The 12,192-nt window shown below is 70.1% G+C and carries 9 protein-coding genes and 1 pseudogene; 5 read left to right on the forward strand and 5 right to left on the reverse strand.

All coding sequences use genetic code 11. The annotated features are described in order from the left end of the window. Window positions 1-106: 106 nt before the first annotated feature. Window positions 107-1,033 (reverse strand): MHYT domain-containing protein, encoded by a 927-nt coding sequence (locus IG08_RS0134745; protein ID WP_030611975.1) that lies wholly within the window; start codon window positions 1,031-1,033, stop codon window positions 107-109. 322 nt (window positions 1,034-1,355) lie between these two features. Between IG08_RS0134745 and IG08_RS0134750 the strand changes: the two genes are divergently transcribed. Next, entirely contained in the window at window positions 1,356-2,138 is a 783-nt protein-coding gene (locus IG08_RS0134750; protein WP_030611976.1) for an SDR family oxidoreductase, read from the forward strand. Here IG08_RS0134750 and IG08_RS0134755 read toward each other — a convergent pair whose 3' ends face one another. Continuing rightward, window positions 2,139-3,146 carry an aminoglycoside phosphotransferase family protein gene (locus tag IG08_RS0134755; protein WP_030611978.1) on the reverse strand — a complete coding sequence of 336 codons (1,008 nt, stop codon included), beginning with the start codon at window positions 3,144-3,146 and terminating at the stop codon, window positions 2,139-2,141. 600 nt (window positions 3,147-3,746) lie between these two features. Further along, window positions 3,747-4,259: a GNAT family N-acetyltransferase gene (locus IG08_RS0134765; protein WP_234343040.1), complete on the reverse strand. Its 513-nt coding sequence runs from the start codon at window positions 4,257-4,259 to the stop codon at window positions 3,747-3,749. A gap of 202 nt (window positions 4,260-4,461) precedes the next feature. On the opposite strand from IG08_RS0134765, the gene IG08_RS0134770 reads away from it, so the two are divergent. Continuing rightward, entirely contained in the window at window positions 4,462-5,208 is a 747-nt protein-coding gene (locus IG08_RS0134770) for a phosphotransferase family protein (protein WP_030611982.1), read from the forward strand. Between the two features lie 74 nt (window positions 5,209-5,282). Here the strand turns inward: IG08_RS0134770 and IG08_RS0134775 are convergent. Together IG08_RS0134775 and IG08_RS0134780 are read right to left on the reverse strand one after the other, a co-directional pair. Then, window positions 5,283-5,695: pseudogene (locus IG08_RS0134775) on the reverse strand (transposase); the annotation flags it as partial. Window positions 5,696-5,794: 99 nt separating this feature from the next. Continuing rightward, on the reverse strand, window positions 5,795-6,403 hold the full coding sequence (locus IG08_RS0134780) for a DJ-1/PfpI family protein (protein ID WP_030611986.1): 609 nt from the start codon (window positions 6,401-6,403) through the stop codon (window positions 5,795-5,797). Between the two features lie 1,000 nt (window positions 6,404-7,403). Between IG08_RS0134780 and IG08_RS0134785 the strand changes: the two genes are divergently transcribed. The 3 genes from IG08_RS0134785 to IG08_RS0134795 all read left to right on the forward strand — a co-directional run bounded on the left by IG08_RS0134785 (window position 7,404) and on the right by IG08_RS0134795 (window position 12,181). Beyond that, window positions 7,404-8,273 carry an endonuclease/exonuclease/phosphatase family protein gene (locus tag IG08_RS0134785; RefSeq protein ID WP_052424986.1) on the forward strand — a complete coding sequence of 290 codons (870 nt, stop codon included), beginning with the start codon at window positions 7,404-7,406 and terminating at the stop codon, window positions 8,271-8,273. Window positions 8,274-8,576: 303 nt separating this feature from the next. Further along, window positions 8,577-10,016, forward strand: coding sequence for a rifampin monooxygenase (gene rox, locus IG08_RS0134790; protein ID WP_030611991.1), 1,440 nt, complete (start codon window positions 8,577-8,579; stop codon window positions 10,014-10,016). Between the two features lie 62 nt (window positions 10,017-10,078). Beyond that, window positions 10,079-12,181: a S9 family peptidase gene (locus IG08_RS0134795; RefSeq protein WP_052424987.1), complete on the forward strand. Its 2,103-nt coding sequence runs from the start codon at window positions 10,079-10,081 to the stop codon at window positions 12,179-12,181. Window positions 12,182-12,192: the final 11 nt, after the last annotated feature.

Below are 12,192 nucleotides of genomic sequence, written 5' to 3' on the forward strand. Positions count from 1 at the left end.
CACCGTAACAACGATCTAGAACCGGCCGGGATCTGGGGTACCGCGGTGGCGCACCGGCGTCATGTGGGGGATGCCGACAGCCTCACCCGGTGGCTGTCGGCACTCCTCATCTCCGGTGGCCGCGTGGCGTCGCCCAGTGGGGGTCCTGCGGGAGGCGTGCGTGGACGACCGGTGTGTCACGTTGTCCCGTGTCGGCCGGGCTGTCGAAGAAGGATCCGGACTGGGGCGCGGGTCGCTCGAGGCCGTCGATCCCAGGGGTCCGTCGCGGTGGTGGGACGGGCCGGCGGTTCCAGTCGCCCTCGCCCAGGACGAGCAGGGGGTCGAACATCACCACCACACCGGCCAGCACGAGGAAGATGACCGGCCCCAGGAGCATGGGCAGCAGCAGCGAGGTGGGCGAGTCGCCGGCCCACGATCCGCCGATCCTGCTGTGCACATGGACGCTGACCGCGGCCATCCCGGTGTAGTGCATTCCGGACACGGCGACGCCCATGACCAGGCTGGCCCCGAGACTCGTCAGGAAGCCACGGATCGTGACGGCCGCCCACAGCGCGGCGGTTGCGGCGACGATCGCGATCACCACGGAGAGCGCGACGACGGCTACGTCGTAGTTGATCGTGCCGTTGAGGTGCATCGCCGCCATGCCCAGGTAGTGCATCGCGGCCACCCCGAGGCCGGTGATGACGCCGGCGGTGGTGAGCGCCGGTGTGGTGGCACCGCGATAGCCGACGATGAAGACGCCGATGCCGACGACGATGATCGCCACGGCGAGGCTGAGCACCGTGAGGCCCACGTCGTAGCGGATCCGGGTCTCCACGACCTGGAAACCGATCATGGCGATGAAGTGCATCGTCCAGATGCCCGAGCCGATCGCTGCGGCGCCGAGCGCCAGCCAACCGGGCTTCCAGGACTGTGTGCTGAGCAAGGTGCGCACGATGCAGCGAAGCCCCAGAGCCCCTCCCAGGCACGCCATTAAATAGGCGGCCACCGGGGTTACTGCACCGTAACGGAAACCGTCTACCGTGCCTTCCATAAGCCAACTCCCCCCAGAGTCACGGCTAGTACGTGAGGGAAGAGTTACGGGTAAGGATCGAGTAAAGCAAGGTATTACCGGTAGTAACCGGTTAACTCTTGACTACCACGGGTGAACTCAGGTCACAAGAGCGCGAGTTCAAGCCAGAGGGGCGGTCGCGACTCGTGGGCGTGGCACAATCCGCCGGATCTCGGTGGCCTGTCGGAGAACCGTCAATCTCCTACAACTCGGGTGCGCCGACGCGTAGTTCGGCCCGTGCCCGTAGGGTGGGAACCGGAAAAGCAGTTGCCGTCCCCGTCGCTGCGGTGAACGATCCCACCCCGTGACATCAAGCGCCGAACAGACTCAGTCCGCCGACCGCCCGCTCGCGCTGATCACCGGTGTGGGCCGCACCGTCGGCATCGGTGCCGGCATCGCCCGTCGACTGGCTGCGGCGGGCTGGGACATCGCCTTCACCTTCTGGAACCCGTACGACGAACGCATGGCCTGGGGCAAGGAGCCCGGCGCGACCGAGGCGATCAGCGAGACTCTGGCCGAGCAGGGGGCGGCCACCGCCGCGATCGAGGCGGACCTCGCCGACCCGGACACCCCGGCCCGTGTCTTCGACCAGGCCGAGCAACGGCTGGGCCCCGTCGGCGCGTTGGTGATGTGCCACTGCGAGTCGGTCGACTCCGGCCTGCTCGACACCACCGTCGAGAGTTTCGACCGGCACTTCGCCGTCAACACACGCGCCACCTGGCTGCTGATCCGCGAGTTCGGACGGCGCTTCACGGCGGAACGGGGCACCGGCCGGATCATCAGCCTCACCAGCGATCACACCGTCGGGAACCTGCCGTACGGCGCGAGCAAGGGAGCCATGGACCGCATCACGCTGGCCGCCGCCCACGAACTCGCCCACCTCGGTGTGACCGCCAACGCGATCAACCCCGGTCCGGTGGACACCGGTTGGATGACCGATGAGGGGCGCGCGCACTGCGTCCGGGCCACCCCACTCGGCCGCCTGGGCACCCCGCAGGACACGGCACACCTCGTGGACTTCCTGTGCTCCCGCGAGGGCGGGTGGGTCAACGGGCAGCTGCTGATGAGCAACGGTGGTTTCTCGTAGTCAGACCAGCGGCTCGGCGCAAAGCCTGAGCAGCCACTCGGCGCTTGCCGCGGCACCTCTGGCATCGGCGGCGCCGTATGCCCCGGGAAAGAGGCGGCTCCAGGCGCGGGCGGGCCCGATGGCCCCCAGTCGGGCCGCGAGGCTCAGCGCGCGGCGCAGTTCCGCGGTCGTCCGTCCGTGCCCCGTCCACGGTTCGAGGTAGGCGTCCCGCAGCCGCGGCAGCACCTCGGGCCCGTACCGTTCGCGGGCTCTCCGAGCAGGTACGAGGAAACTGCAGAAGGGATGGGAGACGGCGGCGTCGCCCCAGTCGAAGAAGGTGAACCGACCCGCCTCGGGGTGGAAAAGCTGACCGTCGTGCAGATCGGCATGGTCGAGCGTGTCCGCGATGCCCATGTCGGCCAACTCCCCGCACCAGTCCACCAGACGCGGCCGCAGTTCCCCCAGCCGCGCGAGGTCCTCCGGCCGCAGCGCGGTGTTGTCCGCGACGAGCCGGCCGAAGACATCGGGAAGCGCGGCGGTGCGTGCGCCGGGGACGCCGAGCAGTTCGATCTCATCGGCATGCGGGACGAGCGTGCGCTGCATGGTCGCGTACTGGCGCAGTACCTCTTCCCAGGCTCGCGCGTCGGCGGGGCCGCGGTCGAGCACATCTCTGAAGAGGGCGCCGCCGTCGGGGAGCAACGACCAGCCATGGTCGACGTCGACGGCGAGAGGTTCCAATACGTGCTCCGGAACCCAGCGGGCGAGCGCGGAAGTGAGCGCCGCCTCGAAGGCGCTCCCGGGCGGATTGGCCTTGAACCAGACGGCACCGTGACCTTCGACGCCCATACGTACGAGGACGGACCACGGCCGTAGCCGGACACTCCGTTCCCCTGTCTCGCGCAGACCGTGAGCGGCGAGCTCACGCTCCGCCCACCCGAGGGCCGCCTCCCGCCAGGTCTCCTGTTCCCAGGGCGTCACCGCATCCTGGTACTGCCCTCGGTCCACGACCATCGACACGTCATGTTGCATCGCGCCATCCCAGCACGGCGTCTGTCGGGGTTCCATCACTTTTCCCCGGTGGCAGTGCCCCGCCCCTCCTGTCTCACCCGAGTTGTCGCGACGCGTGGACCGCGTGGTCGGCGCCGCTGATGAATGCCCAGTACCGGTCGCCGTAGGGCCAATGCGACCACTCGGTCGGGTAGTTGACCCTGCCGACCGCTCTCAAGGCGTCGCCCGTCACCGCACGATTCCGTCGAGCCCGCTCCGTGAGCCCGGGTGCACGGGTGTAGCAGGCTCCGTTGCTCTCCTCCGGTGTGGCCGCCTCCGGGCAGCCCATGTCGACTTCGGCCTTGCAGCGCCGGAGGGCGATGTCCCTCCACGAGGAGCCACTGCCAGTCGTCGGGAAGCAACTCCTGTGCGCGCACGAGACGTTCGACGACGTCCGACCGGAGATGCGCCCAGTCGCCCGTCGCGTCGGAGCACCGTTCGTCGACGAGGAGCGTGCCCCGGCAGTCCACCAGCGGGTCCCCGCACTCGTGTACGGCGACTGCCGCCACTCTCGGATCCGATAGGAGCACGATCTCTTCCCCGTACGGCTTCCTTCCGGACCGGGATTCACGGCAACTCCCCTCACATGGGAAGCGACAGAAGGCGTGCAGGTCCGGGCGGCCATACCGAGCCTTCGACCAGCGGTATCCACATCGGGCGCAGCGGCGTGCCGACCGGGCCGTCGGGTTGCTCGACCTGCATGCTGCCGTCCAGCGCCCGCCACCCGAGCTTCCGGTACAGCGGCATCCGGTCAGGCCAGCAGAACAGAAGCCCGAACTCCGCCCCGGTACCACGCGCATGCTCCACGGCAGCAGTCACGACCAGCCGCGCCAGCCCGTGCCCTCGCAGGTCGGGCGCCACGATCACGCCCCCGAGGCCCATGACCCGTATGAGCTCACCGCCGACCGAGACAGTCACCTCCACCAGCCCGGCGTGGGCCACGAGACGGCCCTGCTCCCTGACCCCGAAGTGCACCTCCTTGGCCAGCGACTTCAAGCCGGTCGCCGCGACCTCGAAGGGGTCGACGGCACCTCCGGTGATCTCGTCGAGCTCCGTCTGCGTGTACCGGGCGAGCCGTATGACCGAGGGCGACATGGAGATCATCCTCGCATCGAGGCGCGCGCATCCGGCCGGTCGCCTCTGGGCACTAAGGACTCCTGACAAATGTGGTGGACTTGACCTGGTCCGAGGTCGGTGTCGCGCACGAGGCCGACGGGTAGCGGGACGCGGTCAGCCGCGTAATCGCACGCGATAAACCCGGCGACGTCGGCGATCATCCCCGGGATACTGGTCGCCCATGGATGAGGTCAAAGTCGTTGTCGCCCATTCCGAGCGCGCGACCCTGCGCGTCGGCGACGTGTTCCTGAAGGTGGACGCCGATCAGGCGCGTATCGACGTCGAGGTCGAGGCGATGTCCCTCGCGCCGGTCCCGACCCCGGAGGTCCTGTGGCGCAAGCCGCCCGTGCTCGCGATCGCCGCACTCCCGGGGACGACGCTCGGGCGCCTCGGCGGGCCGTCGACCGGGTCGTCGGCGGCGTGGGCCGCGGCGGGTGCCGCCATCCGTAAGCTGCACGACGCGCCCCTGCCGCCCCGGCCCGGCCAGGCCGGCCGGAGCATCGTCACGCTGACGGCGGAACTCGACGACGAGTGCGAGCTGCTCGTGACGAACGGTGTCCTGCCCGCCGACCTGGTCACCCGCAACCGCCAGGTCGCCGAGGCCGCGCTCCGGCCGTGGACTCCGGCGTTCACGCACGGCGACCTGCAGATCGCGCACGTCTTCGTCGACGGCGACGAGGTCACCGGCATCATCGACTGGTCCGAGGCGGGCCAGGGTGATGCCCTGTACGACCTCGCCACCTTCACGCTCGGACACGAGGAGCACCTCGACGACGTCGTCGCCGGCTACGGCACCGACATCGACCTCGACGTGATCCACGCGTGGTGGTCGTTGCGAAGCCTGCTGATCGTTCGCTGGCTGAGCGAGCACGGCTTCGACCCGTTCGCGCCGGGCTGCGAGGTCGACGTGCTGAGATCCCGGATGTGAGGCTGCGCGGGCTCGACTGCTACGTATGCGTTCTGACGCATCGAACAGGCCATCCCCTGCGGCGATCGCCCGCCTTACTCCCGACACAGTGCGGTGCGCAGTCGTCGCCGGCAGATGACGGCGCAGCCGAGGGTGACGAACGCGTGGTGGATGTCGTCGCGGATCTCCCAGCGGGTGCGCAGGCGGCGGAACCAGTGCGGCAGCGCGATCGCTCCTTCCACGACCCAGCGGTACACGCCCAAGCCGGAGCCGTGCCCGGTGCCGCACCGGGCGAGGTGCGGGGTGATCTGGAACCGGCGGACCTTGTCCCGGTAGACCTCGTGGTCATAGCCGCGGTCGGCGAACAGATACCTGAGGCGGCGCAGTAGCTGGCCGCGCTTGCCCCGGATCGGCGGGACGGCCTGGATCAGCGGGATCAGCTGGGTGACGCCGTTGCGGTGCCGCCGGTGGTGATTGCCGCGAGCGGGATGCGTTGCGCCTCGACGATCTGCGGCCTCGGGATGACGAGCCGTCGATGCCACGTCCCCAATGCGCCCAGGAGCCGTCGCCGTGACTGCAGGTCGCCCCGAAGGCCGAGCGCGGGGCGTCAGCGCAGTGCAGCCTCGCCCGCGTGGACGGCACGCATGGCGCGCTCGACGGTCTCCTGGTTTTCGCCGACCGGAGCCACGTAGTCGATGACGTCGCGCGCGGCGTCCTCCCCGAGCGTGCGGGTGATCACCCATGTGGCGAGATACTGGGACGCCAGGCAGCCGCCCGCCGTGGCGATGTTCCCCTCGGCGTGGAACGGCGTGTCCAGCACGGTGACGTCGCAGGCTTCGACAAAGGGCCGGCTCTTCATGTCCGTGCAGGCCGGCATGCCGGCCAGCAACCCGAGCCGGGCGAGCACCAGCGCGCCGGAACACTGGGCGCCGATCAGCTGTCGCGAAGGGGCGAGCCGCAGCCTGGAGAGCAGCCGGTCGTCGGCGACGACGTCTCGCGTCGTCACCCCGCTACCGATCAGCACGACGTCGGCTTCGGTCACGAACTCCATCGGGCGCTGCCCTGTCACCTCGACGCCGTTCATCGACGTGACCACCGACGTCGGCGTCGTGATGAAGGCCTCCAAGCCGTCCTTACGGCACCGGTTGATCAGCGCGGAAGCGATGAAACTGTCGAGCTCGTTGAACCCGTCGAAGGTGACCACGGCTACCTGCATCACAACTCCTTCAAGCACGGCATCGGATCTCCAGTCTCCCTGGCACGCCGTTCCGCGGCCACGGCCAATCGGTGGCCGGTGGCATGCCTGCCGTCACTCTGGGTTCCGTGCTCCGAATTGACGAGGGTGTGGCACGAACAGGCTCAGTCGGTAGGTAGTTGGCTGCACCAGCCGCCCACAGAGCGTGTCCACCCGGGTCATCGGCCAGTCGATCCGGCTCTCCGTCGAACGCAGACGGTGCAGGTGCGAACGCCACTCCGACTCATCCTGAGTTTCGAAGATCACTTCCCAGCGGCCCGTCCCAGGAGCGGTGCGGTCAGCAGTCCGCCGACTCGCGTCCTGCTGCTGGTGCTTCCTCTTTCGCTGACCTGGCATCGCCCCAGCATCGCTGGCTGGGTGCCGCTCCAACAAGGCCCCAGGCTCTGGCTGGTCGGGAGGGTTCCGCGACACCATCATGAACGAGTACCTGGGCCACCGCGTCGCGACCACCGGTGACCTCCACAGCGCAGTCAACCAGCCGCACGTGGGCGGCCCCGCTGTCGAACGGCGCCGGCGGCGGCCCGGCGGCACTGCGCGGACCGGCAACCGGCCGCGCACAGCCTTCTCCTGGCCGAACGGTGCCTTGCCGCCACCCCCAACCCGAGTGCGACAGAGCCCTGTTGTTGATCGCCCAACTCCTGAGCGGCCACCCCGAACACGGCCTCGCCAGGCAGCGTGCTCAGCCGTGGGACAGCAGAATGCTCCCGAGCCGGAACCTGATCACCGGGCCGTGCGTGATAGCGAGCAGGCCGTGGTCATGGCTTCAGGCCGAGGACGGGTCCGAGGCGAGGGGTGGGACACGGTGAAGCCGGTTACGGGTGGCGTGGCTCCGGGATCGAGGGCTGGGGCACCGCGGTGGTGGTCGCGTCACATCGGCGGGTGGGGCACGGATGACAAGGGACGGTCGTCCTGGGCGCGCGGGCGTGTTCTCGCATCGCTTGCCGTGCTGACATCAGGTCTGATGGCCTTCCACGCCGCCGTGCCCAACACCGTCGGACGCCTGGGCAGTTTGCTGGAGGCATTCCTGCCCTGGCTCGGCCTGGCCGTCCCGATGCTGCTTGTCGTGGCTCTGCTGCGCCGCTCGGCCACCGCGCTGGTGGCCCTCCTGCTTCCCGTGGCCGTCTGGGCGAACCTCTTCGGCGGGCTGCTCCTCCCCGAGGACGGCGGGCCACACGACATAACGGTGATCCAGCACAACGTCAGTGACGAGAACACCGACCCCGCCGGCACCGCGGAGGCTCTGATCGACGCCGGGCCGGAGCTCATCGCCCTGGAAGAGCTGACGTCCTCCGCACTGCCGCTCTACGAGAGGACCCTGGCACCCACCTACCCCTACCACGCAGTGGAAGGCACCGTCGGTCTCTGGTCGAAGTACCCACTGGCAGACGTGCGGCCGTTGGACATCAAGCCCCGGGGGATCGGCGAGGGCTGGAACCGTGGCTTGCGGTCCAGTGCGCATACGCCGTGGGGCGAGGTCGCTGTCCATGTCGCCCACCTGCCCTCGGTCCGCCTCCGGCTGAGCGGCTTCGACTCCGGCTATCGGGACGAGAGCGCCAGACTGCTGGGCGAGGCCATCGCCGCCGAGGAACTGGACGAGGTGATCCTGCTGGGCGACCTCAACGGCACGGTGGACGATCGCGGCTTGGCCCCGGTCACCTCGCAAATGAACCCGCCGACGCGGGACTTCGCCTTCAGCTGGCCCGCGGCCTTTCCCGTTTCCCGGATCGACCACGTCATGACCCGCTCGGCGACCGTGACCGACGTCCGCACCCTGCCCGCCACCGGCAGCGACCACCTCCCGATCGCCGTCGGCATCAGACTCGCTTCCTGATCGCGCAGCACGCTTGAGTCAGGCCGAGAGCGGACGACAAAAGGAAAAGGCAAGGAGGTCAGTCACTCCTTGCCACTCCCAACATATAGCGCGCTGGGGGGCTTGCGGCAAGGCCCGGGTCGTGCCGCAGAATGGTCGGCCGAGGCCAGAAACTGCGGAAATGGCAGATTCGCAAATTACATAAGCATTTGTTGATGTATGGGTCACACGGGATGCTGAACCGACGGCGGGACCCGCGGTGTGCTTTCGGGGGCTCGGCGTGGAGTGGCCGGCCGAAGACCCATCTCGTTGAATGGGGGGGGCATGATCGACGTGATCATTGCCGGCGGCGGACCGACCGGCTTGATGCTGGCCTGCGAGTTGCGGCTGCATGATGTGCACGTGGTCGTGCTGGAGAAGTTGGCCGAGCCGACCAGGCAGACCCGCGGACAGGGCCTGCACGCGCGCAGCGTCGAGGTGATGGACCAGCGCGGCCTGCTGGACCGGTTCCAGGCGGTCAGCAAGAAGTTCCAGGTCGGTGGACTCTTCGGCGGCGTCATGAAGCCGTGGCCGGAAGGGATGGACACGGCTCATCCGTACGGCCTCGGTCACCCGCAGCCGGTCACCGAGCGGTTGCTCAACGAACGGGCCCTCGAACTCGGTGCCGAGCTCCGGCGCGGCCGCGAAGTGGTCGGGGTGAGCCAGTCCGACGACGGGGCCGGGGCCGGGGTGAGTGTCGAGCTGGCGGACGGCGAGCGGTTGCGCTCGCGCTATCTCGTGGGCTGCGACGGCGGCCGCAGTCTGGTGCGCAAGCAGCTCGGCGTCGATTTCCCGGGGGAGCCCTCCACGGTCGAGACGCTGCTGGGCGACATGGAGCTGACCGAGGACCCGGCGACGGTCGCCGCGGTCGTCGAGGAGGTCCGTAAGACCCAGCTGCGGTTCGGTGTCATCCCCCAGGCGGACGGGTCGTACCGAGTCGGCGTGCCGGCCGCGGGGGTCGCCGAGGATCGTGCGGCCACGCCGACCCTCGAGGAGTTCAAGCAGCAGTTGCGGGCTGTCGCGGGCACCGACTTCGGTGTGCACTCGCCGCGTTGGCTGTCCCGGTTCGGCGACGCCACCCGGCAGGCCGAGCGCTACCGGGTCGGGCGGGTGCTGCTCGCCGGAGACGCCGCGCACATCCACCCGCCGACCGGTGGGCAGGGGCTCAACCTCGGGGTGCAGGACGCGTTCAACCTCGGCTGGAAGCTGGCTGCCGCGGTTGACGGCTGGGCGCCGAAGGGGCTGCTGGACAGCTACCACGACGAACGGCACCCGGTGGGTGCCCGCGTCCTGGACAACACCCGTGCGCAGATGACCCTGTTGGGGGCCGAGCCGGGGCCGACCGCGCTGCGGGAGCTGTTCTCGCGGCTGATGGACTTCGAGGAGGTGAACCGGTACGTGACCGGACTCATCACCCAGGTCGACGTCCGCTACGACTTCGGCGAGGGCCACGAACTGCTCGGCCGGCGGCTGCGGGACGTACAGCTGAAGCAGGGGCGTCTCTACGAGCTCATGCACGGAGGCCGCGGGCTGCTGCTCGACCGGACGGGCCGGCTTTCGGTGGCGGGGTGGGCCGATCGGGTCGACCATGTCGTCGACGCGAGCGAGGAGTTGGACGTGCCCGCGGTGCTGCTGCGGCCTGACGGTCACGTGGTGTGGGTCGGCGAAGACCAGGAGGGTCTGCTCGGCCTGCTGCCCAAGTGGTTCGGTGCTGCCGTCGACTGAGAACCGGACCGACATATTCGAACACACGTTTCAATGTCGCGTCAGGTGGAAGAGAGCCCACCATGGCGCCCACCTCCCTCCCCGAACAGCTCGTCCGCACCCGACGCTTCACCCGCGGTGTCCCCGAGCGCTTCGCGGTCTCGCCCGACGGGAGGACCGTCCTGTTCCTGCGCGGCCGTACGGGCGACGATCCTGCCGCCTGTGTGTGGGCGCTGGATCTCGGCACCGGGGCGGAGCGCCTGCTGGCCGACCCGGTGCGCCTGCTCGCGGGCCGGCAGTCCCACCTGCGGGGCCGACAGACACGTACGGTCGGTATCGAGTCGTACGCCACCGACCGCAACGTCGGCCTGGTCGCCTTCGCGCTGGCCGGCGGGCTGTGGAAACTGGAGGTGGGCAAGGGGGAGCCCCGGCGCCTGCCCGCGATCGGCCCGGTGTCGGATCCGCGCCCGGACCCGACCGGCCGCCGCATCGCCTACGTGTCGCACGGCGCCCTGCGGGTGACGGAGACGGACGGCACCGGGGACCGCGCGGTCGCCGAACCGGACGGCCCTTACGTCGAGTTCGGGGCCGCCGTACACACGGCCGCCACCTCGCTCGACGGGTCGCGCGGCCACTGGTGGTCCCCGGACGGCACCCGGCTGCTGGTCGCCCGAACGGACTCCACGGCGGTCCGGCCCTGGCCCGCCACCGACTCGGCCGGCCTGGGCGACGCACCGCACACTCCGCCGCGCTTCGCGGCGGCCGGCACGCCCAACGCGGACGTCACGCTGTGGATCGCCGGACTCGACGGGCCGTCCGGGCAGGTGAGTTGGGACCGGACGGCCTTCGAGTACCTCGTCGGCGCGGGCTGGGATGCCCAGGGTCCCTGGGCCGTCGTACAGTCCCGGGACCAGCGCACCGTCCGCTTCCTCGGCATCGCACCGGACGACGGCCGGACGGCGGTCCTCGATGAGCAGCACGACGCGTGCTGGGTGCAACTCGTCCCCGGACTGCCCGCCCGCACGGGCTCAGGCGCTGTGCTGGCCCACCGCGACCTGCGCGGCACACGGCACCTGACCGTGGACGGAGTTCCCGTGACGCCGGCCGGGCTCCAACTACGCGCCGTACTCGGCATCGACGCCGACGAGGTGCTGTTCACCGCCTCCGACGACCCCACCGAAACCCACCTGTGGAGCTACGGCGCCGCAGTCGGCCTCCGGCGGCTCAGCTCCGGACCGGGCATCCACTCGGGGGCATCCCGAGGCGGCACCCTGGTCCGGGTCACCCGCGGGGCGGACCGGCCCGGCGGCCGGGCCGAGGTGCTGCGGGCAGGGGGACCGGCCGTTCCCGTCCTCTCGCACGCCGAGCACCCGGTGCTCGACAACCATGCGCGACGGCTCGTCCTCGGGCCCCGGGGACTGCACGCGCGCCTCCACCTCCCGTCCTGGCACCGCCCGGGCAGCGGACCACTGCCGGTCCTGCTCGATCCGTACGGCGGCGCGAGCGCCCAGCGCGTGACGGCGGAGCTGGACTGGAGGGTCCTGCTGTCCCAGTGGTTCGCCGAGCACGGATTCGCGGTACTGGTCGCCGACGGCCGAGGCACGCCCGGCCGCGGACCCGACTGGGAACGCGAGGTCCACGGCGACCTGTTCGCGCCCGTGCTCGACGACCAGGTCACCGCGCTGCACGAGGCCGCCCGTCTGGTCCCGGACCTCGATCTCGGCCGGGTCGCCATTCGCGGCTGGTCCTTCAGCGGCGCGCTCGCGGCCCTGGCCGTACTGCGCCGCCCGGACGTCTTCCACGCCGCAGTGGCCGGGGCGGGCGTCACCGACCAGCGGCTGTACAACGCCCACTGGCGCGAGCGGTTCCTCGGTCACCCCGATGTGTTCCCGCACAGGTACGACGCCTGCAACGTGCTCCTCGACGCGCCCCGGCTGGCCCGCCCCCTGCTGCTGATCCACGGCCTGGCCGACCCCAACGTGCCATCGGCCAACACCCTGCGTCTGTCGGACGCGCTCCGGGTCGCGGGGCGGCCGCACGAACTCCTTCTCCTGCCGGGCGGGGGCCACCAGCCGATCGGCTCGACGGTCACGGAGAAGCTGTTGTCCCATCAAGTCCGGTTCCTGCAGCGCCACTTGAGCCCAGTACCGCATCTGGAGGAGCACTCCGTCCGACCCAAGGCGTAGCCCCCGCCGCG

Source organism: Streptomyces fulvoviolaceus, assembly GCF_000718165.1.
In the GTDB taxonomy this organism is placed as follows: Bacteria; Actinomycetota; Actinomycetes; order Streptomycetales; family Streptomycetaceae; genus Streptomyces; species Streptomyces fulvoviolaceus.

Excerpts from the sequence above, each read along its gene's own strand:
- IG08_RS0134745 (WP_030611975.1), bottom strand. The coding sequence starts at position 1,033 with ATGGAAGGCACGGTAGACGGTTTCCGTTACGGTGCAGTAACCCCGGTG.
- IG08_RS0134755 (WP_030611978.1), bottom strand. The coding sequence starts at position 3,146 with ATGCAACATGACGTGTCGATGGTCGTGGACCGAGGGCAGTACCAGGAT.
- IG08_RS0134765 (WP_234343040.1), bottom strand. The coding sequence starts at position 4,259 with ATGTCGCCCTCGGTCATACGGCTCGCCCGGTACACGCAGACGGAGCTC.
- IG08_RS0134770 (WP_030611982.1), top strand. The coding sequence starts at position 4,462 with ATGGATGAGGTCAAAGTCGTTGTCGCCCATTCCGAGCGCGCGACCCTG.
- IG08_RS0134780 (WP_030611986.1), bottom strand. The coding sequence starts at position 6,403 with ATGCAGGTAGCCGTGGTCACCTTCGACGGGTTCAACGAGCTCGACAGT.
- IG08_RS0134785 (WP_052424986.1), top strand. The coding sequence starts at position 7,404 with ATGGCCTTCCACGCCGCCGTGCCCAACACCGTCGGACGCCTGGGCAGT.
- rox (WP_030611991.1), top strand. The coding sequence starts at position 8,577 with ATGATCGACGTGATCATTGCCGGCGGCGGACCGACCGGCTTGATGCTG.
- IG08_RS0134795 (WP_052424987.1), top strand. The coding sequence starts at position 10,079 with ATGGCGCCCACCTCCCTCCCCGAACAGCTCGTCCGCACCCGACGCTTC.